This is a genomic window from Streptomyces carminius (genome assembly GCF_002794255.1).
In the GTDB taxonomy this organism is placed as follows: Bacteria; Actinomycetota; Actinomycetes; order Streptomycetales; family Streptomycetaceae; genus Streptomyces; species Streptomyces carminius.
The window spans coordinates 1-24,501 of record NZ_PGGW01000010.1 but is presented as its reverse complement, the minus strand read 5'-3'; the positions used below and the strand labels follow the sequence as shown (position 1 = coordinate 24,501).

Annotated in this window: 22 protein-coding genes; 5 read left to right on the top strand and 17 right to left on the bottom strand. The window is 72.8% G+C overall.

The window, feature by feature from the left end; genetic code table 11:
- Positions 1-135: 135 nt before the first annotated feature.
- The 4 genes from CUT44_RS02605 to CUT44_RS02590 are packed head-to-tail and all read right to left on the bottom strand — an operon-like array spanning position 136 to position 4,549.
- Positions 136-1,131: an NAD(P)H-quinone oxidoreductase gene (locus CUT44_RS02605; protein WP_100200472.1), complete on the bottom strand. Its 996-nt coding sequence runs from the start codon at positions 1,129-1,131 to the stop codon at positions 136-138.
- A gap of 9 nt (positions 1,132-1,140) precedes the next feature.
- Complete coding sequence (locus CUT44_RS02600) at positions 1,141-2,205, bottom strand: potassium channel family protein (protein WP_100200471.1); 1,065 nt, start codon at positions 2,203-2,205, stop codon at positions 1,141-1,143.
- 8 nt (positions 2,206-2,213) lie between these two features.
- Positions 2,214-3,629: a molybdopterin molybdotransferase MoeA gene (locus tag CUT44_RS02595; RefSeq protein WP_100200470.1), complete on the bottom strand. Its 1,416-nt coding sequence runs from the start codon at positions 3,627-3,629 to the stop codon at positions 2,214-2,216.
- On the bottom strand, positions 3,626-4,549 hold the full coding sequence (locus CUT44_RS02590) for an NTP transferase domain-containing protein (RefSeq protein WP_100200469.1): 924 nt from the start codon (positions 4,547-4,549) through the stop codon (positions 3,626-3,628). Before CUT44_RS02590 ends, CUT44_RS02595 begins: the two co-directional genes overlap by 4 nt.
- Before the next feature lie 823 nt (positions 4,550-5,372).
- Here CUT44_RS02590 and CUT44_RS32960 point away from each other — a divergent pair.
- Complete coding sequence (locus CUT44_RS32960) at positions 5,373-6,347, top strand: GlxA family transcriptional regulator (RefSeq protein WP_158239558.1); 975 nt, start codon at positions 5,373-5,375, stop codon at positions 6,345-6,347.
- Between the two features lie 63 nt (positions 6,348-6,410).
- A complete protein-coding gene (locus CUT44_RS02580) occupies positions 6,411-7,325 on the top strand; it encodes an aldo/keto reductase (RefSeq protein ID WP_100200467.1) in 915 nt (304 codons plus the stop codon).
- 189 nt (positions 7,326-7,514) lie between these two features.
- Here the strand turns inward: CUT44_RS02580 and CUT44_RS02575 are convergent, their stop codons facing one another.
- The 3 genes from CUT44_RS02575 to pdhA all read right to left on the bottom strand — a co-directional run bounded on the left by CUT44_RS02575 (position 7,515) and on the right by pdhA (position 11,115).
- Positions 7,515-8,849, bottom strand: a complete 1,335-nt coding sequence (locus CUT44_RS02575) for a dihydrolipoamide acetyltransferase family protein (protein WP_100200466.1) — start codon at positions 8,847-8,849, stop codon at positions 7,515-7,517.
- The gene (locus CUT44_RS02570; protein ID WP_100200531.1) at positions 8,849-9,865 is read right to left on the bottom strand and encodes an alpha-ketoacid dehydrogenase subunit beta; all 1,017 of its coding nucleotides are present in this window, start codon (positions 9,863-9,865) and stop codon (positions 8,849-8,851) included. The genes CUT44_RS02575 and CUT44_RS02570 overlap by 1 nt, the downstream gene beginning before the upstream one ends.
- 68 nt (positions 9,866-9,933) lie before the next feature.
- Entirely contained in the window at positions 9,934-11,115 is a 1,182-nt protein-coding gene (gene pdhA / locus CUT44_RS02565) for a pyruvate dehydrogenase (acetyl-transferring) E1 component subunit alpha (protein WP_100200465.1), read from the bottom strand.
- Between the two features lie 177 nt (positions 11,116-11,292).
- Between pdhA and CUT44_RS02560 the strand changes: the two genes are divergently transcribed.
- Positions 11,293-11,883 (top strand): Lrp/AsnC family transcriptional regulator, encoded by a 591-nt coding sequence (locus tag CUT44_RS02560; RefSeq protein WP_100200464.1) that lies wholly within the window; start codon positions 11,293-11,295, stop codon positions 11,881-11,883.
- Between the two features lie 136 nt (positions 11,884-12,019).
- Here CUT44_RS02560 and CUT44_RS02555 read toward each other — a convergent pair whose 3' ends face one another.
- The 9 genes from CUT44_RS02555 to CUT44_RS02515 all read right to left on the bottom strand — a co-directional run bounded on the left by CUT44_RS02555 (position 12,020) and on the right by CUT44_RS02515 (position 21,224).
- Positions 12,020-12,874 (bottom strand): phosphotransferase, encoded by an 855-nt coding sequence (locus CUT44_RS02555; protein WP_233221173.1) that lies wholly within the window; start codon positions 12,872-12,874, stop codon positions 12,020-12,022.
- On the bottom strand, positions 12,861-13,817 hold the full coding sequence (locus CUT44_RS02550) for a thiopeptide-type bacteriocin biosynthesis protein (RefSeq protein ID WP_233221164.1): 957 nt from the start codon (positions 13,815-13,817) through the stop codon (positions 12,861-12,863). Before CUT44_RS02550 ends, CUT44_RS02555 begins: the two co-directional genes overlap by 14 nt.
- 115 nt (positions 13,818-13,932) lie before the next feature.
- The gene (locus tag CUT44_RS02545; RefSeq protein WP_158239557.1) at positions 13,933-15,105 is read right to left on the bottom strand and encodes a lanthionine synthetase C family protein; all 1,173 of its coding nucleotides are present in this window, start codon (positions 15,103-15,105) and stop codon (positions 13,933-13,935) included.
- The gene (locus CUT44_RS02540) at positions 15,102-18,176 is read right to left on the bottom strand and encodes a lantibiotic dehydratase (protein ID WP_100200461.1); all 3,075 of its coding nucleotides are present in this window, start codon (positions 18,174-18,176) and stop codon (positions 15,102-15,104) included. The genes CUT44_RS02545 and CUT44_RS02540 overlap by 4 nt, the downstream gene beginning before the upstream one ends.
- Positions 18,177-18,263: 87 nt before the next feature.
- The gene (locus tag CUT44_RS02535) at positions 18,264-18,404 is read right to left on the bottom strand and encodes an FxLD family lanthipeptide (RefSeq protein ID WP_233221162.1); all 141 of its coding nucleotides are present in this window, start codon (positions 18,402-18,404) and stop codon (positions 18,264-18,266) included.
- A gap of 73 nt (positions 18,405-18,477) precedes the next feature.
- Complete coding sequence (gene fxlM, locus CUT44_RS02530) at positions 18,478-19,716, bottom strand: methyltransferase, FxLD system (RefSeq protein ID WP_233221160.1); 1,239 nt, start codon at positions 19,714-19,716, stop codon at positions 18,478-18,480.
- A gap of 260 nt (positions 19,717-19,976) precedes the next feature.
- Positions 19,977-20,477 carry an NUDIX domain-containing protein gene (locus CUT44_RS02525; RefSeq protein ID WP_100200459.1) on the bottom strand — a complete coding sequence of 167 codons (501 nt, stop codon included), beginning with the start codon at positions 20,475-20,477 and terminating at the stop codon, positions 19,977-19,979.
- A gap of 103 nt (positions 20,478-20,580) precedes the next feature.
- Positions 20,581-21,006 carry a hypothetical protein gene (locus CUT44_RS02520; RefSeq protein WP_100200458.1) on the bottom strand — a complete coding sequence of 142 codons (426 nt, stop codon included), beginning with the start codon at positions 21,004-21,006 and terminating at the stop codon, positions 20,581-20,583.
- Entirely contained in the window at positions 21,003-21,224 is a 222-nt protein-coding gene (locus tag CUT44_RS02515) for a hypothetical protein (protein WP_100200457.1), read from the bottom strand. The genes CUT44_RS02520 and CUT44_RS02515 overlap by 4 nt, the downstream gene beginning before the upstream one ends.
- 259 nt (positions 21,225-21,483) lie before the next feature.
- Between CUT44_RS02515 and CUT44_RS02510 the strand changes: the two genes are divergently transcribed.
- Entirely contained in the window at positions 21,484-22,740 is a 1,257-nt protein-coding gene (locus CUT44_RS02510) for a helix-turn-helix domain-containing protein (RefSeq protein WP_199185581.1), read from the top strand.
- Positions 22,741-22,754: 14 nt separating this feature from the next.
- Positions 22,755-23,120 (top strand): hypothetical protein, encoded by a 366-nt coding sequence (locus tag CUT44_RS02505; protein ID WP_100200455.1) that lies wholly within the window; start codon positions 22,755-22,757, stop codon positions 23,118-23,120.
- 49 nt (positions 23,121-23,169) lie between these two features.
- Here the strand turns inward: CUT44_RS02505 and CUT44_RS02500 are convergent, their stop codons facing one another.
- Positions 23,170-24,336 carry an ISAs1 family transposase gene (locus tag CUT44_RS02500; RefSeq protein ID WP_100200406.1) on the bottom strand — a complete coding sequence of 389 codons (1,167 nt, stop codon included), beginning with the start codon at positions 24,334-24,336 and terminating at the stop codon, positions 23,170-23,172.
- Positions 24,337-24,501 lie beyond the last annotated feature (165 nt).

The following is a 24,501-nucleotide window of genomic DNA, read 5'->3' as shown; positions in this document are numbered from 1 at the left end:
CACCGTCGCGCAGACCAGCAGGCTGATCGCGGCTGTTCGCACCGCCTTGCCCCCTCACGTACCAGACATCCGATCGCGTGACAAGCGTCACACGGGCACGTGGTCCCGGCATCCCGGAGAACGGGACCGGCGAACTCAGACCGTGAGAACGACCTTCCCCACGTGACCGCTTCCTCCGAGTACCCGGTGAGCCCCGGATGCATTACTCATCGGCAGTGTCCGGTCCACGACGGGACGCACCCGCCCGTCCGCGAGCAGCGGCCAGACGTGCTCGCGCACGGCCGCGACGATCTCCGCCTTCTCCGCCGCCGGGCGGGCCCGCAGGGAGGTGGCCGCGACCGTGCCGCGCTTGGCGAGCAGCGCTCCCAGGTGCAGTTCGCCCTTCACCCCGCCCTGGAGGCCGATGACGACGATCCGGCCGCCGGTGGCGAGCACCCGCACGTTCCGCTCCAGGTACTTCGCGCCGATGATGTCCAGGACGACGTCGGCGCCCTTCCCGCCGGTGGCCTCCTTCACCTCGGCGGCGAAGTCCTGCTCGCGGTAGTCGACCAGGATGTCCGCGCCCAGCTCGGCGCAGCGCGCCAGCTTCTCCGGGCTCCCCGCGGTGACCGCCACCGTGGCCCCGGCCGCCTTCGCGAGCTGGATCGCCATGGTGCCGATGCCGCTCGCCCCGCCGTGCACCAGCAGGGTCTCCCCGGCCCGCAGCCCGGCGAGCATGAAGACGTTCGACCAGACCGTGCAGGCGACCTCGGGGAGCGCGGCGGCGGTGACGAGGTCGAGCGGTCCGCCGGGGGTGCCGGGCAGCGGCAGCAGTTGCCCGGCCGGCACCGCGACCTTCTCCGCGTACCCGCCGCCGGCCAGCAGCGCGCACACCTCGTCGCCGACCCGCCATCCGGTGCCGGCCGCGTCGGGGCCGAGGGCGGCGATCCGCCCGGAGCACTCCAGCCCGGGGTACGGCGGGGCGCCGGGCGGCGGGTCGTAGTGGCCCTGGCGCTGGAGGAGGTCGGCCCGGTTGACGCCGGCGGCCACCACCTCGACGAGCACCTCGCCCGCGCCGGGCTCGGGATCGTCGACCTCGGTCCAGGTCAGGACGTCGGGGCCGCCGGGTTCGGTGACGGTGATCGCGTGCACGGTGCGGTACTACCTCCGCGGTTCCTGGGGGATGACGGTGGTGGAGGAGGGCGAGGCGCGGCGGATGACGACGAGGCGGTCGGTGAGTTCCAGGGTGGCCGCGTCCGGGTCGTCGAAGCCCAGTACCCGGTGGCCGCGCACCACGGAGACCACCAGGTCCCTGCACTCGCGCGGGGAGTGCCCGGCCTCGGCCTTGGTGACCGGCCGCTCGGTCAGGTTCAGGCCGGTGCCCTGGTGGATCAGGTCCTCCATGACCGCGCCCGCGCTCGGGCTGAGCATCGACATGCCGAGCAGACGGCCCGCGGCGCTGGCGCTGGTGATCACGGAGTCGGCGCCGGACTGCCGCAGCAGCGGTGCGTTCTCCTCCTCCCGCACCGCCGCGACGATGCGCAGGTTGCGGTTGAGCTGGCGGGCGGTGAGCGTCACCAGGACCGCGGTGTCGTCCCGCTGGGTGGCGATGACGACCTGGGTCGCGCGCTGTGTCTCCGCCTTGAGCAGCACGTCGCTGCGGGTGGCGTCGCCGATGACGCCCGTGTAGCCGTCGGCGTTGGCCGCGTCGATGACCTTCCGGCTCGGGTCGACGATCACTATGCGGTCCTGGGGGGTGCCGCTGGAGATCAGCGTCTCGGCGGCGGAACGCCCCTTGGTGCCGAAACCGACGATGACCGTGTGGTCGCGCAAGGAGTACCTCCAACGGGCCAGGCGGATCTGCTCGCGGGTCCGTTCGGCCAGCACCTCCAGGGTGGTGCCGATCAGGATGATCAGGAACAGCACGCGCAGCGGGGTGACGACCAGGACGTTGACCAGGCGGGCGCCGTCGCTGACCGGGGTGATGTCGCCGTATCCGGTGGTGGAGAGCGTGACGGTGGCGTAGTAGAAGGCGTCCAGCAGGGACACCTCGCCGTCCGCGTTGTCCGTGTAGGACTCGCGTTCGAGGTACACCAGCAGGACCGTCGCCAGCAGGACGAACGCCGCCGCCAGCAGCCGCCGCAGCACCTGGCGCAGCGGCCCGGCGACGGGCTCGGGGAGCAGCACCCGGTGCTGCTGCTCATCGGGCGGGGAGATGTCCTTCATGCCGTCACTCACGCCCACGGGAGTCTCAGAAGGGGTACGCCGGCGCCGGTGGCGGCACCGCCGGGCGGTACGGCCGCCAGCGCCGTGGCCGTGGCGATGCCGCGGAGCATCGCGGGACCGGCGAAGCGCAGGGGACGTACGCCGCGGCCATCCTGCACGACCGGCACCAGCCGGGTGTCACGGGGGTGGCCGTGCACCTCCTCCAGGAGCGGGGCGGTGGGGAGGGCGGTGTCCGCGGTGGTGTCCGCGGTGGTGTTCCGGGGCGGCGGGTCCGCGGGCCGGTCGCCGGGCGCGGTGCCGGGCGCGGTGCCGGGGACGGCGCGCAGCAGCGGCTCGGCGAGGGTGAGCAGTCCGGAGACGGCCGCCAGCGGGTTGCCCGGCAGCCCGACCAGCAGCGCCCCGCCGGGCAGCCGGGCCAGCAGCATCGGATGGCCGGGGCGTACGGCCACCCCGTCCACCAGCAGCTCCGCGCCCAGGCGGCGCAGCGCCGGGTGGACGTGGTCGACCGGCCCGGTGGCCGTACCGCCGGTGGTGACCACCACGTCGGCCGCGGTGCCGGCCAGCGCGGCGTCCAGCGCGGCGGCGTCGTCGCCGAGCCGGCGCACGGCCGTGACCTCGGCGCCCAGGGCCGTCAGCCAGGGACCGACCATGGGGCCGAGCGCGTCGCGGACCCGCCCGCCCCGGGGCGGGCCGGAGGTCAGCAGCTCGTCGCCCAGCACCAGCACCTCGGCGCGGGGACGGCGGGCGACCGGCAGCCCGTCCCGGCCCGCGGCGGCGGCCAGCCCCAGCACGGCCGGGGTGACCGGCGTCCCGGCGGGCAGCAGCTCGTCGCCCGTCCGGCACTCCTGGCCGCGCGGGCGGATGTCGGTGCCGTGCGACGGCACCCGGGAGGAGTCCCGGGACGTGCCCCGGGGCAGGCACAGCCGCCGCCCGACGACCTCGCCGTACTCGGAGCGCAGTACGGCGGTGGTGCCCGGCGGCACCCGGGCGCCGGTGGCGATGGGGACGGCGCGGCCGTCCGGCAGCGGGGCCGGGTCGTCGGTGCCGGCCAGCACCCCGGGGCCGCCGTCCGCGGCGAGCTCCCACGGCCCGGGGCCGGAGACGGCCCAGCCGTCCATGGCGGAGGTGTCGAACGCCGGCAGGTCGGTGAGCGCGGTCAGGGGAGCGGCGAGCCGGTGGCCGAGCGCTTCGGCCAGGGAAACGGTGACGGACTCGGGCGGCCGGCGGGACGCGCCGGCCGCCGCGGCGGCGGCCCGGGCCCGGGGCCAGTCGGTGTGGCCCCGGCGGTGTCCGGCACCGGCCTCCTCCTCCGGGTGACCCGGTGCCCTCCCGGATTCCGGGCCGGGGCCGGGGCCGGGTACGGCGGCGGGGTGGCGGCGGCCGTCGGCCAGGGCGAGGGCGTCGGCCAGTTCGTCACCGCTCATCCGGCGTCCGGCCCCCGCTCGGTGGTCCCCGCGGCCCCCGGCTCCGACTCCGGCCCCGCCTGCGTCTCCGCCGCCCAGCGCCGGGCGAGTTCGGCGGCCCGGCGGGCGGTCTCGGCGACGTCCTCGGCGCTGCCGCCCGCGCGGGCCGCCGCGTAGCCGACCAGGAAGGTCGTCAGCGGGGCGGCGGGGCGGGCCACACCGTGTGCGGCGTCGCGCGCCAGATCGAGCAGGAGGGCGTTGTCGACGTCGAGGTCGATGCCGAGTTCGGTCTTGGCCGCGGTCATCCATTCGTTCAGCACACGCCCATGCTCCCTGATCCGGGAGCGGGCCGACGCGAGGTCCCCCCAGGTGTCGCAGTCCCGGGCCGCCTCGGGGTCGGCGGGCACGACGCGGCGCAGCGTCAGCTCGTCGGTGAGCAGGCGCAGCGGGAGGTTGGCCGGGCGGCCGTGCTCGGCGGCGAGCAGGGCCAGCTCACGGCGGAGCGACTCGGTCCGGTAGGCACCCAGCAGGGGCTGGTCACGGCCGTCGGACACGATCACTCCGTCGTCGGTGACGGTGGCGGTGGCGGTGGCGGGACCGGTGGCGCCGTCGAGACCGTCCAGCAGGGCCCGTACGGTGGCGGCCGTCAGGAACGGCAGATCGGCGGAGAGCAGCAGCACCGTGTCCCGCTCGACCCGGCGCAGCCCGGCGTCGAGCGCGGCCAGCGGCCCGCCGCCGGGCGGCTGCTCGCGCGCCCAGTCCACCGGGCGGTACGTGGGCCGCCGGGGGCCGACGACCACGGTCCGCGCCGCGCCCGCGCAGGCGTGCAGCACCCGGTCGAGCAGGGACCGGCCCCCCACGGTGAGGGCCGGTTTGTCCGTCCCGCCGAGCCGGCGGGCCGCGCCGCCCGCGATGACGACGGCGTCGTAGGCGTGGCTCATGCCACGAGTATGGCCTCGGCCTGACCTCCTCCCCGCTCCGGGAAACCCCTCACGAAGTGATCCCCGAGGTGGCCGGACCGCTCCGGGACCGATGATCCGGGAGTGCGGACGACGCGTTCGAGGCCGTGGGAAGCCGGTGACGAGCCGGGGTGGTGGCCGAGCCGCTGCCGCCCGGGACCGGGCGCCGGACTCGGCACTCGGGAGACGGGCGGCATCCGGACCGGCCGGCGTTCCGGAGCGTCGGCCCGTGCCGCACGCCGGGATCCCCCGGGAACGTCTGCCGCGGGAGCCCGGCTCCGGGCCGGGCCCGACCTGCCGGCGTCAGCCGGCCGAGTGGACCGAGGCCGACAGGTGGCCCCGGCCGCACGGCAGTCCCCCCGCCGGGCTCCGGGGCGCGAACGCCCTGAGCCCCTCCCGGGCAGCCGTCGACGGCTGCCGAATCCGGGCACCGAGGGGGAGCCGGGGCCGGACGAAGCCCTGCCGACCGGGGCGGTACGGTCGGCTCCCCGGGATCGCCGGCCCGCCTCCCCCGGGTGAACCGCCCGGCCGCTTGAGCCGTCACTCCTCTCGGAGGTGCTGTCGTTCGGTGCCCGCCTCCTCCGGTGACACCGTGCGGGGCGTGTTCCGGGTCAACAGGGCGGGCAGAGGGCGCGTGGCGGCCGAGGAGGAGTGGCCACCCGGTCCGACGGTGCTCGTTCCGACAGCGGGGTCGGGCCGCATGCGGGTCGCGGCCGTCCCCCGGCAGTGCCAACGCCCACGACGGGAGAACGGCTTGACAGTCCGCACTGTCTCTACCGGTATCAGCCACCCGGCGCCGCATCGGGTGGCCGTTCTGGCCCACGACGGCGTCGGGATCTTCGAGGTGGCGCTGGCCGTGCAGGTGTTCGCCGCGGCGAACGATCACGCCCGCACCGCGCTGTACGAAGTCGCCGTGGCCGGGCCCGAACGCACCGTCGTCACGCGGACCGGTTACGCCACAAGCTTCGGTGTCCTGCCCGATCGCGCCCTGGAGTGGGCGGAGTCGGCACACACCCTGGTCGTGCCCGCGTACCCCGAATACCTCAGCCCGCCGGCCGCGCTCCTCGAGACAGTCCGTCGAGCGCACGCGGGAGGTACCCGCGTCGTGGCGCTGTGCCTGGGAACCTTCGCGGTCGCGGCGACGGGCCTCCTCGACGGTCTGGAAGCCACGACCCACTGGCACTGGGCCGACGAACTCGCAACGCGTCACCCGATGGTGCGGGTCTCCCCGGAACGCCTCTTCGTCGAGGACGGCGGGCTCTTCTCGTCGGGAGGCGGTACGGCGGCCCTGGATCTCGCCCTGCACCTGATCGAACGGGACCACGGATCGGCGCTGGCAGCGGAGATATCGCGGTTCATGGTCGCACCGCTCCGCCGCGACGGTGACCAGTCCCAGTACGCGAGGTTCAATGTCCCCGGCCGGCCGCGCCCCATACAGGACACCCTGCGGTGGGCGGAGGAGCGGCTCGACGGGATATCCACGATCGCCGAACTCGCGGAACACGCCTGCATGAGTCCTCGTACCTTCTCCCGCCGGTTCCGCGAGGTGGTCGGCATCCCACCGATGGAATGGCTGCAGCGCGCCAAGGTGCGCCGGGCGCAGGAACTACTGCAGCGCACCACCTGGACCATCGGCCGGGTCGCCGACGCCAGCGGCTTCGGCTCGGAAGCGGCGATGCGGTACCACTTCGCCCGGATCGCGGCGATGCCGCCCGGCCACTACCGCCGCGTGTTCGGCCTGGCGCGCGGGCGGCGCCCGAGGCCGACCACCATGGCGTGATGTTCAACTTCCGTGTCCGGTGCTTGGTGGCTCGCGCCGGACCGGCGCGCCCACCATGGGGACATGACTGATGGCCAGAAGCGGATCGAGCGGTCGGGCACCGTCCGGATCGGCGATCGGACAGTTCACCGCATGTCCTTCGGTGCGATGCGCCTCGCCGACAAGGAAATCTGGGGACCGCCCGCGGACCGGGAGAACTCGATTCGTGTCGCACGCCGCGCGGTCGATCTCGGAATCGATCACATCGACACCGCGGACAGTTACGCGTTCGGCGTCACCGAGGAGATCCTGCGCGAGGCGCTTCATCCCTACCCCGACGACCTGCTGATCGCGACGAAAGCAGGCCAGACGCAGGTGCGGCCGGGGGAGTGGGCGCCCGTCGGGCGCCCCTCCTACCTGCGCCAGCAGTGCGAGGCGAGCCTGCGCCGCCTGCGCGTGGAACGGATCGGCCTCTTCTATCTTCACCGCGTCGACCCGCAAGTGCCGTTCGACGACCAGCTCGGTGCGATGAAGGAGCTCCAGGAAGAGGGGAAGATCGCTCACTTCGGATTGTCGAGCGTCACCGTCGAGCAGATCGAACAGGCTCGGAGAGTCATCGATGTGGCCGCCGTGCAGAACATCTTCAACGTGGCGGCCCGCATGGGAGAAGACGTCCTCGACCACTGCGAGCAGGAGCGCATACCGTTCGTCGCGTGGTTCCCGATCCTGAGCGGCGGACTGGCCGCACCCGAGGGAGTCGTCGCGGAAGTCGCAGCCGAGCTGGACTCCACACCCGCGCAGGTGGCCCTCGCATGGCTCCTGGCCCGGTCGGACGTACTCTGCCCCATCCCCGGCACGTCGTCGATCGCCCACCTTGAGGAGAACGTCGCCGCGTCCTCGCTGCGGCTCTCCGACGACCACCTCGCCCGGCTTGCGGCACTGCGGCTGCCCGAAGACCAACTCGCGCAGCTCGCCGCGGTCGGCTCGGCCCGGGAGTAACCGGGCGGTCCGGTCATCGGGAGCGCGGTTGCCCGGGGTGCTCCGCGGTGCCGGGCGGCGGAGCCCCGCTGCCGGCCGCCCGGCGGGAGATCGGGCGACGAGGACCTCCGGACCCGGGAACCGGGCGGACGGACGCCGAGGACGCACAGGCCCGCCCTGCGGGGCAGGCCACGCCCGCGGGATCACGGATCACATCTCGCGCAGCAGCACGGCCGGGTGCTCGACGCGGTCGGCCACGTACCGCAGGAAACCGCCCGCCGTGCCGCCGTCGCACACCCGGTGGTCGAAGGTGAGCGAGAGCTGCACGACCCGGCGTACGGCCAGCTCGCCGCCGTGCACCCACGGCTTGGGGGCGATACGGCCGACGCCGAGCATCGCGGCCTCGGGATGGTTGACGATCGGGGTCGAGCCGTCCACCCCGAAGACGCCGTAGTTGTTGAGGGTGAAGGTGCCGCCGGTCAGCTCGGCCGGTTTCAGCCTTCCCGCCCGGGCGGCCGCGGTGAGCCGGGCGATCTCCGCGCTCAGCGCGGCCGTGTCCCGGGCGTGGGCGTCGCGGACCACGGGCACCACCAGCCCCCGTTCGGTCTGGGCGGCGAAGCCCAGGTGGGCGGCGGGCAGCCGGACGATCTCCCGGGCGGCGGTGTCCACGGTGGCGTTCAGCTCGGGGAAGCGGGCCAGGGCGGCGGTGCAGATCCGGGCGAGGAGCGCGAGCAGGGAGATCTCCGGGCCGCCGCCGTGCTCGTTCATGGCCCGGCGGGCGGCGAGCAGCTCGGTGGCGTCCGCGTCCACCCAGCAGGTCGCGTCGGGGATCTCGCGCCGGGAGACGGTCAGCTTGTCGGCGACCGCGCCCCGCAGTCCGCGCAGCGGGATCCGCTCGCCCTGCGGCGCGGGGGCCGGGGCGGCCGTCCGGGCCGCCCGTACCGCCCGCTCGACGTCTGCCCGCAGGATCAGGCCCCGCGGCCCGGAGCCGGGGACGCGGCGCAGGTCGATCCCGTGCTCCCGGGCGAGCCGCCGCACCAGCGGCGAGATCACGGGCACCGTCCCCGGCTCGGGTGCGGTGGACACCGGCGCGGGACCGGTGGCGGGGACGGGCCCGTCCCCGAGCCCGTCCCCATGTCCGTCCCCGAGCGCGGAGCCGGAGGGGACCGGGGCCGGCCGGAGCCGGCGGCGGCGTACCGCGGGGGCGGCCGTGCCGTAGCCCACCAGCACGTTCCCCGACCGCTCGGGCTCCCCGGCCTCGTCCGCACCGGCCGCCCCGTGCACGGCGGACGCCGCCGACGCCCCGACGGCCACCGTGACCAGCGGCGCCCCGACGGGCACCTCGTCCCCTTCCGCGCCGAACCGGGCGGTGACCACCCCGCCGTACGGGCAGGGCACCTCGACCACCGCCTTGGCCGTCTCCACCTCCACCACCGGCTGGTCCACGGCGACGACCTCCCCCACCGCCACCAGCCAGCGGACGATCTCGGCCTCCGTCAGCCCCTCGCCCAGATCGGGCAGGGCGAACTCGCGGACCTCCGGCATCACCGGCCACCCCCCTCGAAGGCCCCGGCGTTCCCGGTCTCCGTCCACTCCGACTCCCACTGCAGCCGGGCGACCGCGTCCAGCACCCGGTCCACCCCGGGCAGGTGGTGGCGCTCCAGCATGGGCGGCGGGTAGGGGATGTCGAAGCCGGCCACCCGCAGCACCGGAGCCTGAAGGTGATGGAAGCAGCGTTCGGTGATCCGGGCGGCCAGCTCGCCGCCGGGCCCGCCGAACTCCCCGGACTCGTGGACGACGACGGCCCGCCCGGTGCGCCGCACCGAGGCGCAGACCGTCTCGTCGTCCAGGGGGACCAGCGAGCGCAGGTCCACGACCTCCAGGTCCCAGCCCTCCGCGCGGGCGGCCTCGGCCACCGCCAGACAGACCGGCAGCGAGGGCCCGTAGGTGACCAGCGTCGCGGACGTGCCGGCGCGGCGGACGACGGCACGTCCGACGGGCGGCACCGGCTCGGGCGCCGCGGGCGACCAGTCGGCCTTCGACCAGTACAGCCGCTTGGGCTCCAGGAAGATCACCGGGTCGTCGGAGGCGACGGCGGCCCGCAGCAGCCCGTAGGCGTCGGCGACGGTCGCCGGGGTCACCACGTGCAGACCGGGGGTGGCCAGGTAGTACGCCTCGGAGGAGTCGCTGTGGTGCTCCACGCCGCCGATCCCGCCGCCGTAGGGCACCCGGACGGTGATCGGCAGCGGCAGCGCGCCCCGGGTGCGGTTGCGCATCTTGGCGACATGGCTGAGGAGCTGCTCGAACGCCGGGTAGGCGAAGGCGTCGAACTGCATCTCCACCACCGGCCGCAGCCCGTACATCGCCATCCCGACGGCCGTGCCCAGGATGCCGGCCTCGGCCAGCGGGGTGTCGGCGCAGCGGTCGTCGCCGAACTCGGCCGCCAGCCCGTCGGTGATCCGGAAGACGCCGCCGAGCGTGCCGACGTCCTCGCCGAGGACGTGGACGGCCGGGTCCTCGGCCATGGCGTCGCGCAGCGCGCGGTTCAGGGCCTGGGCCATGGTGGCGGTCGTGCGGACGGCCGCCCCGGTGCCGCCGGGCCCGCCCGCGGTCCCGGCCGTGGTGGTCGTCACCGTCCCTCGCCTCCCCGCTTCCCCTCGGCGGCCCGCTCGGCCTCGCGCTCGGCCGCCAGTTCGGCACGCAGCCGGGCGGACTGCTCCCGCAGTTGCGCGGTCGGCTCCGCGTAGACGTGGGCGAAGAGGTCCGCCGGGTCGAGCACCGGATCCCGGTGCAGCTCCTCGCGCAGCCGGGCGGCCAGCGCCTCGGCCTCGTGCTCGGCCCCGGACCGCAGCTCGTCGTCGAGCCAGCCGCGGGCGTCCAGCTCGCGCTCCAGCAGCCCCACGGGATCGTGCTCGCGCCACGCCGCCACCTCCGCCTCGTCCCGGTAGCGGGTGGCGTCGTCGGCGTTGGTGTGGGCGTCCAGCCGGTAGGTGACGGCCTCCACCAGGGTGGGGCCGTCGCCGCGCCGGGCGCGGGCGACGGCCTCGGCGAGCACCCGGTGGACGGCGGCGGCGTCGTTGCCGTCCACCAGCCGGCCGGGCATCCCGTAGCCGACGGCCTTGTGGGCCAGCGAGGGGGCGGCGGTCTGCTTCGCCAGCGGCACGGAGATCGCGTAGCCGTTGTTCTGGACGAGGAAGACGACCGGTGCGCGCCAGACGGCGGCGAAGTTCATCGCCTCGTGGAAGTCGCCCTCGCTGGTGCCGCCGTCGCCGGTCAGGGCCAGCGCCACCACGTCCTCGCCCTTGAGGCGGGCGGCCCGGGCCAGCCCGACGGCGTGCGGAAGGTGGGTGGCCAGCGGGGTGCACAGCGGTGCGACGCGGTGGGTGCGGGGGTCGTAGCCGGTGTGCCGGTCGCCGCGCAGCAGCCCCAGCGCCTGTACCGGGTCCACCCCGCGGGCGACGGCGGCGAGGGTGTCGCGGTAGCTGGGAAAGAGCCAGTCCCGCTCCTGCAGGACCAGCGCCGCGGCCACCTGGCAGGCCTCCTGCCCGGTGGAGGAGGGGTAGACGGCGAGCCGCCCCTGCCGGGTGAGCGCGGTGGCCTGCCGGTTGTAGCGGCGGCCCGCCACGAGGTGCCGGTAGAGCCGCCGCAGCAGCCCGGGGTCCAGATCGGCGCCGGTGCCCAGCAGTCGGTACGGCTCGCTCTCCGGCAGCAGCGGCCCGGGGTCGGTGCGCGGGCGGCGGGTCGCGGGGGTGGTGTGGGGCGCGGGGGCGGATGCGGGACGGTGGGCGCCGGACTGCTGCAGGACGGTCATGCGGGGCACCTCCGGTAGGGGGCGTGGCGTGCCGGGAGCCGCGAGGGTGAGGGACTCCCCCTACCGATTGTTCGGTCGCCGTCGCATTCTGGCTATGGGCGGCATCGCCCTGTGGACAAACGGTTCCGGGGCGCGTGGGATGGCGGCAGGGCGTCCAGCGAGGGGAGACAGTGCGGCATGCCGGAAGGACAGATGGCCTCCAGACCCGCACCGGAGTCGGCTCCGGGGACGGCGGAGCCGCCGCCCGGGGCGGCACCGGGGACGGGGCAGGACGCCGGTTCGGCCTCCGTACCGGACACCGACGGCGACCACCGGCCGCCGGCCCGCCCGCTGGACCCGGTCGACCGCGCCATCCTGCGGATGCTCCAGCTGGACGGCCGCGCGTCGGTGCGGTCGGTGGCCGAGCGGGTGCACGTGTCGCGGGCGAACGCGTACGCCCGCATCAACCGGCTCGTCGAGGACGGGGTGATACGCGGCTTCGCGGCCCGGGTGGACCACGAGCGGGCCGGGCAGGGGGCCTCGGCGTACGTGGAGCTGAAGATCGTGCAGAACTCCTGGCGCACGGTGCGCGCCAAACTCCGGGCCCTCCCGGGCGCCGCGCACATCGCGCTGGTCAGTGGCGACTTCGACGTCCTGCTGCTGGTGCACACCCCCGACAACCGGGCGCTGCGGGAACTGGTGCTCACCCGCATCCAGTCGATCCCCGAGGTGCTGGGCACCCGCACGCTGCTGGTCTTCGAGGAGACCGACCTCGAACCGGAGCCCTGAGCGGAAGTCCGGTCACGGGCTGGTGACTCCCGTCGCTCCGGTCCGCCACCTGTTCCACCGCACCTCTTCTCGTGGCGCGGAGGCCGGGAGCGGCGTTGTCCCGCACCGAGAAGCCGCCGGGGTGGATTCTCGGTGTTCACGAAGGGATGCGGCATCCCAGCAAGTGTGCTGCCCGGTTACGGAGGGGACGGTCCAGCAGGAGGTTGTCACCGTAGGTGGTGCTCTCCAGCAGTTCAGTGATGACAGCGAGTTCGGCGAACCGGCCGGTCGGGGTGTCGAGCGTGTCGGCGAACTCACTGCGGACACTGGCGGCCACCTCAGGGACGAGGAGGCTGTAGATGTAGAGCGTGGCGGCGTCGTAGCCGGTCGGTGCCATGCCCCATCCCTCCCAGTCGAGCACCGCGAGCCGAGGTGCACACAGGTTGGCCCAGTGAAGGTCTCCGTGGGCGGTGGACCAGGACAGTACTCGTGTGTCGACGGGGGCCCCCAGGAAGCGGGGCATAGCCCAGTCGAGGTACTGCTGGTCAGTGGTATAGCGGCCGGTGGAGACCGTGGTGACGGCGTCGAGAGTGGTACGCAAGGCGGTCCACCAGGATGGCGGCAAGGCGGGGGCCGTCGTCAGGGTCGCGGAAACGGCGACGGGACGTTCGCCGACATAGTCGTACAGTTCCGCGCGATACCGCCAGGTGTGCTCGGTCCAGTCGTGGATCTCGCGGAGCCGGGGGCGGGGCACGGAACTGGGGATGGCGTCCTTGGCATCGATCGAGCCGTTCCAGAAGGTGGTGATGGTCTGTTCGCTGGGTGCGGCGGCTACACGGAGCCAGGCGGGCCCGTCGGAGGAGGTGACGGCCCCGCCGAGGGTTCGCCCGCGCCAGCCCCATGCCTCGTGCTCGTCCGGGCTGAGGGTGACGTTCAGAGCGGTGCGGGCCCGGTGGTGGGCAGTCCGCATCCGGGCGACGACGGCGGGGCCGTGGGGTTCAGGGTGCGTCACGGGCGGGTGGCGTTGGTGGGCGGGTAATCAGGGCCGCCCGGGCGGCCCGTGCGAGGACGGCCTGAGTGGCGGCGGGCAGACCGAGGCGGTTCCAGTGAAAGATCACTTGGCCGGCGAGGATGTCGCGCAACCCCCGTTCGAGAGCACCGTCGCGGGCGGCGTCGGCTAGGCGCCTGCCGGCGGTGGCGAATGCCTCGGACCACCTGGCCCCGAGGGAGAGGGGACCGTGGGCGGCGAAGAGGGTGCCGGTGGGTGAGGTATCCAGGCTGATGAGCCGCCTCAGGTCGGGGATCATGCCGCGCAGCTTGTCCGGTGAGGGTTCGACGGCCAGGGGGCGCTCGCTCACGACGCGGTGCCAGACGTCGGCCTGTTCGCCCGCGTCCTGGCGGGCACCGCGAAACAGAGTGGTGCACAGCAGGACGGACAACTCGCGCCTACCGACGGTGGATTGGTCCAGCCGTCCGGGGGTGTGCCGCAGGAAGGCGAGGGTTTGGTGGCTGTCGGCATGGAAGAGGTCATGGGTGATGTCCATGCCCACCGGTCCGCCGAAGGCGAGGACTTCGGGTTCGTAGAGGCATTCCCGCCACTTCTCGACCGTGCCGTGAGCAGTCATGGCACCCAGCGCGGCGCCGACGGCGGCGGTCGTCTCGGCCCTGGTGGTCGTGGGGCCTGGGCGGCAACGCAGTCTCCAGCAGGGGTGTTTGCGCAGGAACCACCAGTCGGCGATGGTCCCGGCGTCCTGGGCCTGCTGCAGGCGGGGGCCGAGATGGGCGGCGGCGGCCCGTTCGGCGGTGTTCCAGTCGGTGAACCGGATGCGGACCTGATACCAGTCGCGGGTGCGGGCCTGGGCATCGAGAGCGGCGCGTCCGGCCGCCTTGTACGCCGCGACGGCCTCGGCGAGGTCGCTGACCTCCATGGGGACCTGGGCGGCGGCCTGTTCCATAGGCGTTCCTGCCAGGACGGCCAGGACGTGAGCCTCTGTGACCTGGACGTTCGGGGGCATGGGATCTTCTTTCTCAACGAGCCGGGCAGCGGGGGACCACGGGTGGTCGGCGGTTTCAGCCGGACAGCAGGCAGGCGTCCCAGCCGGAGACCGTCGTGCCGTTCGTCTCGGCGGTCAGCTCGGCGAGAGCGCGCCCGCTCTCGCCGTCGAGGAACCCGTCCCCATCGGCGGCCTGAAGCCCTTGGATCAGGATGTGCAGGCGGGGCAGATGGATGTCGAAGCCGTTCATGGCGGCGTCGTGGGCGACGCGGTGGGTGGTGTGCAGCAGACCGGCGGCGCCATGACAGATCCCGGCATCGCGGATGCGGCCGAGCTGACCGGAATCGCTCAGACAGGCGAGGAGAGCGCGTTCGGCAAGGTGCCGGCGGTTGGTGTCGCCGAGGGCCAGGGCGGCGAGTTGCTGGGCACGGGCCAGGCCGGGGGTGCCGTAGCACCAGCTCGGCCGGAATGGTCCGGGCTGCGTCACCGTGCCGGTGCGATGCTCGGCCAGGGTGATCCACTGCGGCCACCACGGACCGCTGCCGGTGTCCTGCCGCCAGCCGTCCAGCCAGTCGCAGATCCGCTTCATCGCCGTGATCTGGCCGTCCATGACGACTCCCGCCCGAGCGCCGATGGCCAGCAGAGACAGAATCCCGGCGACGCCGTGAGCCATTCCGAGGTTGCCGTGACCTCCTGCGAACTCCTGCGTGCGGCGGCCCGAGGGGTCGGACTGCGTCCACCAGCCGGGAAGTTGGTCCGGGTCGCCGTCGAGGGGGTGCGTCAGCCGCACCAGGTAGGTGAAGACCTCGCGCAGGACGGGGGCGGCCGTCTCGCGGCTGAGGAGGTAGGAGCCCAGGCCGGTGAGGCCGTAGAAGAGATCGAACTCATGGAAGTGGGGTCGTGCGCCGCGGTCGATGCGGGCGTGCGCCGCGACCAGGCGCCGTCGGGTGAGCTGGGTGATCTGGGCATCGAGGGCCTCAAGTGCGCTGGTGTAGCGGCAAGTGCCCTTCGCCGCGGTGTGCAGGGCGAAGGCGACGGCCGGGGCCCCGGCATACAGCGAGGCGGTCTCGTCGGCAACGAGCTGGTGGGTGCAGGACGCGAGGACGGTGTGGGCGTCGGCCCATGGGGCGAGGCTGCGGTGGGCGCGTTCGATGTGCAGCAGTGCGGTGCCGACGGTGCCGTGGGCGAGGGACTGGGCTCGTAGGGCATTGGCGGCGGGACCGTGTCCAGTGGTCAGCGGGGTGTTCACGCGGGGGCTCCTCGGGTTCGGGCGGTCCAGGTCAGGGCGGCGGAGCGGACCAGCCGCGAGCAGATGTCCTCGCCGTGGCGGTCGATCCCGGCCATGCGCAGGAAGGTGAGGTGCATGAGGGACGGCAGCACCGTCTCCGGCCTCGTTCCGGTGGCCGCCAGGGTGGTGCGGTAGTGCGTCAGGGCCTGGCGGCGGGCCGTCCAGGCGGTGGTGAGCGCGTGGCCGCCGGGCAGGGCGCGTACGACGGCGAAGCCGTCCGTCGGGTCGGCCAGGCGCATCGCTTCCTGGTGGAGTGGGCGGGCGGGATGCCCGGCGGTACGGGTGGTGATGTGATCGAGCAGCCAGCGCATCGCGGCGGACATGTCGCCGGTGAAGGCGGTGACCAGGTCGAGGAGACCGGCGGTGGCCAGGGCATGCGGATGAGCGCCACTGCTGGTCGCACAGTCAAGATGCGCGAGGGTGGCGGTGGAGTCGGCGGCGAACACCGCCTCGGCGGCGGCCATGGCCCGCCCGGTGCCGTAGCGGCCGGTCTCGGGGTAGTAGGTGTCCCACTGGAGGCGGCCGAGCAGTCTGCGGTGGCGCAGGCCGACCGCCCAGGCCGCGGCCTTGGTGGCGATGTCGCCGAACGCGTCCGGGTGGGCCAGGCGCAGTCGTAGCCGCAAGTGGTCGTGCGGGTCGCGGTAGCGCACGAACCACCACTCGCTCCCCTGGTCGAGGCTGCCGAGGAGGTGGGGCAGGTGGCGGGTGAGGACATCGTCGGCGCGGTCGGGATGCCCGTACAGCTTGAGGGAGGCCCAGGTCGAGGTGCCGGGCAGGTGGGCGTGGTCCCGGCCGACGGCTGTCGTCGATTGCGCCGTCGGCCGGTGCGGGGCGGGGCGGGCGGTCGAGGCCAGTGCAAGGGTGATCTCGTGGGGTCGCCCGTCGATCCACCCCTGGGCCGTGCCGTCGTCGGCTTCGCGCAAGACGGCGTGCCCGGTGCGGTTCAACTCGCCCCGCAGCAGCATCGCGTCGGCGCCCTGTTCGAGGTCCAGGCGCAGGCGCTGGTCGTCGTTGCCGAGGTGTACGGCGGCCGGGACGCCGATTCGCTGCCGCCACAGGTTCAACTGCTCGGTCCATGCGGCGGACTCGGCGCCGGTTCCGGGGAGGTCGGCGGCGGTGAGACGCCAGGTGGCAGGGGCGAGGACGCTACGGCCGTAGCGGATGCGGGGCAGGAACGGCAGGCGGGCGGCGGCGCCCCAGGCGAACGGTCCGAAGGCGGTGGCGCGGGCCCGGGGCAGCTCGATCAGGAAGCGGGCCAGCGGGTGGGTGAAGGTGCCCAAGTCCACCGCGTTGAGCGCAAACGGCTCGACGGGCCGGCCGGTGGAGAGCTGGATCAGGCGGAAGCCGGTGGCGTCCACGGTGACTGCCAGGTCATCCAGCCGCAGGGTGGTCCCTTCGTGGTGCTCAGCGAGGGATAAGACGTCCGGTTGCACGGCGGGGGCACGGCTGACGTTCTCCGTGCGGGTGTGCAGCGGCGGACTGGAGACCTGGGCCCGGATCGCGTCAGTGGTGAGGGTGGGCAGGGTTGCGTACGCGGTGGTCATGCGGTCGCGGTCGGCGGCGTCGAGGAGGTCGAGGAAGCGGCCTGCGGTGGCCCCTGCGGCCGGGACCATGCCCCCTGTGTGAAGAGTGAAGTCGCCGTTCTCGACGGCCTGGCGGGTGGGGGCCTGCAGGTGGAAGCGAAGGTCGATGTGCGGCAGAGGCGTGCCGGCCGGGTGGTGTGCCAGGGCGTTCAGCATCGTGTCGGTGAGGTGGACCTCGCGGGCCCCGTCCAGGGCGGCGTGCTGAGCGAGCGCGAGGAGCTGTTCGTCGCGACCGGTCAGGGCCGTCACGGGCCGGGCATTCAGGGAGCCGCGGTATCCGGCGGGGAAGTCCAGCCCGGTATCGGGGTCGGTGAGCCGGCCGACGGGGACCAGGGCACCAGGCCCGTACCTCTCCAGGGACCGGGCGTGGAACTCCTGCCACGGGGCCGAACCGGACGGGAACGGCGCCAAGCGGACCAGCACGTCAGCGGCTTTCTCCGCTTCGCGGGCCACCAGGCGGGGCAGAGTCAGCGATGCCCCCAGGCGCAGATCGACGGCCAGGGGCGCCTCATGGCGGGCGAGGACCGTCATCGCAGCGGTGGCCGAGGCCCGCAGGCTCCGCCGCTGCGCTGTGGGAGCCGCATCGTGCCGGGTCAGTATGGCCCGGATATTCCTGAGCGCGGTCAGCGTGGGCCGCACGGTCTCGACGTGCTCGGCCCCCGCGGTCTCCAGCGCGGCGATCACATGCCCTACCGGGTCGGTCGCGGTCATCGGCGGACGCAGAGCGGTGAGCATGACGCGGCGCGCCACCAGCTCGGCCGGCAGGGCCCAGACAACGTGGGCGGGGGCGTCGGGGTACTCAGCGGCGAGCTTGGCCACCAGGTCGCCGAACGCGACGGGCGCCTTGGCGGCGGCCATGACCGTCCGCACCGCGCTGGTGTGCCGCACGCTCATCTCGCCGGGCCCGCGGTCGCTGTCGTGGTCGGGCCGCCAGCACGGCACCACCAGACGGTCGTCGCGGACAAAGACGGTGGTGTCCGCCACCACCAGCAGGCGCGACAGCAGTTCAGGGATCGCCTCCAGGCCGCGGATGACGTCCGCGAGCCAGACGGCGTCCACGCGGGCGGTAGGCCGGTGCTCGTCCGTCCAGTCGAGGGTGAGCGTGTCGGCGATGCGGACGGGGGCGATCCCCGCGAACAAGCCGAACGGGGTGGAGCGGTACGTGTACCGCAGCACGTAGCGGGCCAGCGCGGCAGCGGCCCGCCGGATCTGCTGGTGCCGCCGCGCCCCACCAGCCTGAATCTCCATGATACGGCGGGCGAGGGCGGGGCTGGCCACCTCGACCGCCTCGGCGACTGAAGGGATCGCCCACACCTGGCTGATCCACTCCCGCCACCGCACGCTGTCCGTGGCCGCCTCGCCAGTCGGCTCGGGCCTCGGCGGGATGGTGGTCAGGCCGCTCGGACAGACAGTGGCCCTCAGCAGGGCCGCGTCCACGTACCGGTACATCCGCAGCTCCCTCTTGGCGACGGGACCGGACCGGTGCCGGCCCTCATGGAGCAGGGATCGCGGCACCGGGCTTGGTCGCACCCTTGATCAGTCGGTGATGCAGCCGGCGCAGGCGCTCTCGCTGGTGCTGCCGCAGTTGTCGCTGGTCTTGTTCATCAGCTCCGCGATGACCGTGCCCTTCTCGGCGAAGGTCACGTCCAGGTCGAAATCGCTGCTGGTCGTGCTCACTTCAGCGGTGTCCACTGTTGCCTCCAGGAGTTGGGGATAGATGTGCACTTGCACCTGGCCCGCACGGAAGGTGTCAGCGTCCGACGGGCCAGGAGATCGTGAAGCGGAAGGCGGACGACTCCAGCACCGTCCCGGCAGGCAGCCGCCGGTCACCGGTGCCAACGGGGAAGGCCCGCAGCTCGGGCTTGTGTCCGCGGTGATCACGGTCCCAGGCACGGACCTGTGTGACCAGTTGCTCGGCGACCCTGGCCGCCTTGGGGCCGTGGCCGACGGCGCCGAACTCGAACACCTTCCGCTCGGGCGTGGTCGGGCGCATCGTCAGGTAGGCGAAGGAGCAGGCGCCGCGATCGAGAAGCGTGGCGACCCCGCGACGAGACCAGGAGGCGACCACACCGCGGTCGCGGGCAGCGCGGGTGGCGGCCAGCAGTGCGAACTCGGGCAGTGCGGAGACCAGCCACAGCTCCAAGTCGTCGTAGGGCAGCCCCAGCCCGAGCGTCACCCCCGACCATGCCTCGGCACCGGGGCCGACCAGGGCCTTGCGCATCTGGCCGGCGTCGACCTGGCCCTCATCCAGACGCAGGCCGACCTCTTCGCCCTCGCCGTCATGCAGCACGACCAGATGCTCGTCGCGAGCCCCGGCCCCGCGCATCGGGACGAACCCGCAGACCTCGAAGTCCCGCGCCACCAGGTCGTCGTTCTCACGCTGGAAGGCGACCGACCAGGTCAGGCCCCGCAGCCTGAGCGGTACCACGATCCGCCCGCCCGGGGCGAGCTGGTCCGCCCAGGCCGGGGCGAGGTCGGCCGCCTCGACGGTGACCACGATCCGGTCGTACGGGGCGCGGGTCGGCTCGCCTTCGGCGCCGTCAGCGACCAGGGCGTGCACGCGGCCGTATCCGGCGACGGGCAGCAGCTTCTTGGCGCGGTCGATGACGTCCGGGTCGATGTCGATCGTGGTGACCTCGCCGCCAGGGCCGACCAGTTCGGCGATCAGGGCCGCGTTGTAGCCGCCGCTGCCGATCTCCAGCACCCGCGTACCGGGGCGGATGTCGGCCTGTTCCAGCATGAACGCCTGGATGCGGGCAGCGCTGACCGAACTGAGGGACACTCCGTTCTCGTCCCTCTTCGTGATCAGAGCATGCTCGGCGGCGTACGCCTTCTCCGGCGTCTCCTCGGGCATGAACAGATGCCGGCCGACAGCACGGATCGCCTTCTCGACCGCTTCGGTACGGATCGCACCCAGCTTGCGCAGCTCGGCGATCATCTCCTCGCGCAGGGCGTCGATACGGGCGGGATCGGGAGTGTGAGTGACCATCGGACGGAGTGTAGTCATACTGTTACTCCTTGGTGGCGCATCGTCTGGGTGGCATCTGTTCGTGGGCCAGGAACAGTCCCCGTCCGCCACCTCGGCTGGGCGGAGCAGGACCGGAGCCCGGTCATGCACGGTCGGCACCGGATGTCCGGCCTTCCGGCGGCACTGCTCACGGCGCTGAGCAGGTCGTTCCTCAACTGGCACAGGTCCGGCGGTTCGCTGTCCGCGGGCGCTGCCGTGCTCTCCTCGGTCATGCCGGGCCCCTATGCACCGATGCGCCCGCTCAGGCCGGGAAGCACGGGAGTGCCCTTCACCAGGTACGCGGTCCTGCCCCTGGCGGTCGCGGTCAGTGCCTGCCGGATGCGGCGGGCCTGGTAGGGAGCGGCGAAGTTCTCCAGCTCGGCCGGTGGCACCCACCGGCTTCCCCGGAAGGCCTGGGGAACTTCGACCTCGGTGCCGTCGGGGAACACTCCGCAGTCGAAGACGAAGTTCACTCCCTCGACCGCCCCGTTGAGCGGATCGGCGGGGATGAGGTCCAGCGCCGCGAGGTGCTCGGGCTCGACACGCAGGCCGGTCTCCTCCTCCACGATCCGCACGCAGGCGTCGTGGGGCCACTGTCCGGCCTCGGCGAGCCCGCCCGGCAGGATCCAGCCCGGCTTGTGGACGGGGTCGAGCATGAGGACCGCACCGTCCCGGGCCAGGCACAGGGCGAGGCACCCGTACCGCCGGCCCGGCGGGGAGACGAAAGACACGGGAAGGGACATGGCACTCCTTGTCGAGGGTTCTCGTTCCTGAAAATTCCTGCCTGCCGGGCGACGCAAGGGCGCACACCCGGTACGGCGCGGGGCGGGGGAGGCGGGTGGCGGTTCACGCGGTCGTGCGGCTGCGCCGGTACACCCGCGGCTCTCCGGCGGCCGGCAGTGCCAGGGGTCCGGCGGTCAGGGTGTAGCAGGCCGTCTCGTCGTGGGCGGTGACGGTGTAGGGCCAGCCCTCCCGCAGCACGTCCATGGCCTCTTCCCGGACCGCCTCGGTGTGCGCCCACTCCCGCAGCACCGAGGCGGGGTCCGGTCCGTCCTGCGCCGGGACAAGGCGCAGGGCGGCCGGGGGCAGCCAGGGGGTGCCGGGCCCGGGGTCGAGGGCCCGGGCGACGCGGTCGGCCTGCGCGCACATCCACCGCACCGCGAGCCGTGGCGTGGGAGCCAGGTACCGCCCCAGCACGATCCGGGAAGGGCGGCCGGGATAGCTCGCCGACAGCTCGCACCAGAAGCGCACCCGGGCGCCGTCCCACCTCACCGTCCCCGGCCCGCCGCATGGTTCGCCGCCGCCACCCGGGCACTGAGCGATTCGGCCTGCGTGGCCGGGCGCAGCGCCCCGGGCCGGGCCGTCCACTCCCGGCCCCCGCCGACGGGGCGCAGGAAGTAGCACCCGGCATCCCGGTCCTGGAACTCGCCCACGGTCCCCCGGGCCTCGTCGTAGAACACCTCACCCCTGACGGGCTCCTCAACGGACATGCTCCTCACTCTCCTCGGCATATGACTTCGCCGATCCCGCACAGGCCGGTAACCCTCGCGCCCAGAAGGGAGACATGGACGAATGACGGTCGTTGCCACGGCGACTTCGACTCCTCACCGGCAGTCACTCGATGCTGACCGTTCAAGGGAATCGCTCCGAACAGGCAGACTCCACGGCACCAGTGCGGCAGCCTTGATGCAGAACAGTGCACGGAAGCGCTCTCGCGTGCGCGCCGACCATGCGGGGAAGGAGAAGACGGTGGGCCTTGCTGAGCGGAGAAAAACGCTGGGTTACAGTCAGGAAGGACTTGCCCACGTCATTGGCGTTGACCGCACAACAGTCGGCCGATGGGAGAGCGGAAAGACCGAAATCCAGCCCTCACTGCGCCAGAAGTACGCAGCGGCACTGCAACTCGACCTCGCCGAACTGGACGTCCTGGTCGCCAAGTCTCCGGGTACGCCCCCAGAGCCCGCAGGACCGTCTTCAGACGACGACTACGGCCCGAGGAACATTGACGACATGATCCGACGCGAGTTCTTACGCACACTTACTGTCGCCGGGGCCTGGACCAGTCTGCCCGCCGATGAGGCGGAGGCTCTGGCGGAGGGTGTCCGGCGACAGACTTTCGACGACTTCATCCGCATAAACGGACATCTATGGCAGGTGTACCAGCTCGCCCGGGCCAAGGATTCGGTATACCCCGTAGTCCGCGATCAGCTCTCGTCCCTCACCAAAGCCCTGGAGAGCCGCTCGGGCAGGGAGGTACGGGTCCTCTGCGGCGCGGCGGGAGACCTCTTCCAACTGGCGGGTGAACTGGCCTTCGACCGTAACCGGTATCTGGACGCAGCAGCCGCGTACACACTTGCCGCATCGGCCAGCAAAGACGCCGAGTCGTTCGATCTGTGGGCCTGCTCCCTCACTCGCCACGCCTACGTGGACGTGTATGAGGGGCGTTACCGAGAAGCTGTCGACACGCTGTCGGCGGCTGAATGCATTGCCCGGCGTGGAGACAGCACCCTCTCGACACGGCATTGGGTCGCGGCAGTGCAGGCCGAGGCGTTCGCCGGCCTTGGAGACCTCACAGCGTGTGAGCGTGCGCTCGGCGAAGCGGAGAAGGTCGTGAGTCTGGTCGGGACGGTGCAGAACGGCGGCTGGCTCCGCTTCGACGGCGCCCGGCTTGCGGAGGAGCGCGGCGCCCGGTACGTGCAGCTCGGACGGCTCGACCTGGCAGAGCACGCCCTTCGGAACGCTCTTGGCCAAGGAGACCTCACAGAAGGCCGATCGTTCCGACGGCGAGGCTCTGTCCTGGTGAACCTGGCGGCCATCGGAGCAAAGCGCAAGGACCCGGACCAAGTCATCACGTACGCCGGAGAAGCCCTGCGCCTGGCACGGGAATCTTCCTCCGGCTACATCGCCCGTAGACTCCAGACTCTGGGGTATGGCCTCGGTCCACTGTCTCGGGACACACGTGTCGCCGAACTGAAGGCCGAAATCGGCACGTTGAGCATGGCGTGAGGGAAAGGACGGATATGACCCAGGCCGAGGGTGCACGGCTGTTCCGTGAGTCCTGGATCGCAGGCGTTCACGAGCACTTCCCCGGTGAGCCCAAGCCCGGCTATGTGACTCCCTGGGAGGAGACCCCGCAGTGGGAACGGGAGGCCGCCGGAGCCGTCTACGAGCAGGTGCGGCAGTTCCTCGAACTCAGCGGCGGACACGCCGCGCGCCTGACCCGGGAGCAGAAGGGGCGGTATGTCGCCATCTGCTGGATCGCCCAGATGTTCCAGCACTTCGAGAACCCGAAGCCGGGATACGTGGCCGACTGGCCCGACCTGCCCGAGTGGCAGAAAGAGACCGACGCGGACATCTTTGAAGCCATCGAGAAGTCGCTGAACTGACCGCGCCCGGGGCCCAGGGTCTTTGCGTGTAGTCGATCTGTCTGATTGATCATGTGATGCCGAGCGTGGTGAGTGCTCGTCGGGGGTCACGGCTGGTGTGGCGGCAGGCAGCGGCGATGTTGGTGTGGCCGTCCTGGCGGAACACGCTGATGGCGAGGTTCCGCAAGGTGGCCATGGCGCGGGGCAAGCTGCCGCTGCGGATCCTTGAGGCGTCCTCGGCGAACGTGGCGTCGCGGACGTGATGGAGCTGGTTCTCGATCTTCCAGTGGCCGCGGATCCAGCCGGCCAGCTCGGTGCCGGTGGCGGCGCCGGCGGGGAGGCTGGTGACGAAGTAGAGACGCTGGATCGACAGCTTTCCGCTGGTCAGGTCCTTGCGCCAGCGGACGACCTGAAGGGCCTGGCGGGCGTCGGGATAGTCAAGGTGCCGGAATGCCGCGGTCTTGAGCCGCCGGATCTCGACCCGGTGGTGCCGTGTCGCCTTGTCGTAGTGGTCGAGGCGGATGTCCTTCCATGGCAGCTGTTTCAGCCGGTCCAGCAGACCGGGGTGGTTGGCCTTCACCACGGCGACGTAGTGCGCGTTCTGTTCGCGCAGCCAGGCGCCGTTCGCGTGCTGGGTGTGCGCCGCGTCCGCCGTGACCACGGTGTTCTCCAGATCGATGCCGGTCATCAGCGGGATGAACGAGGGGGTCTCGTTGCTCTTGTCCGCGATCTGTCGCTGCCCCAGGACGGTGCCGGAGTGGTCCATGGCGGCCAGCAGCCACACGGCCTTCCGGCCGGGGAGGCGGGATCCGCGCAGGACCTTTCCGTCCACCGACACAGCCCGCCACCGTGTCCCGGCCTGGCGAGAGTCGTCCCTGGACCGGAGGAACGCGCAGACTGCGGCGTCGAAGGCGTCGCCGTCGAGACGGCTGAGCAGCCGCATCACCGTGGTCGGGTGGGGCACCGGGATCGTCTTGCTGAACGGGTCGGTCCTGAACCCGACAGCGGTGAGGACCCAGCGGGGCGCGTCCGCGATCCACTCGGCGATCGCGGTCAGGGACCGGGCGCCGGCCAGCACACCGGCGGCAGCCGCCGACACGAGGGCGACCAGCGGGAAACGCCGGCCACGGCGGTCACGCGGATCGGGCAGTCCGGACAGGAAACGGGCCAGGCAGACCGCGTCGGGCAGCGGCTGCGGCGAGCGGGTACGGGCCAGTTGCTCCAGCCCTCGAGGCATGGGAGAAGATAGGGACGCAGGCACGGTCTTCGGTTGTGGTCATGCGGATTCGACACCTACATGATCACCGAAGTCGTGCCTGCACCTGCATCCGCCCTCCGCACCGGGCGATCTCGGACCTCGCGGGACAAGCCCACCCAAGCCCCAAACATGCAATGCCCCTGG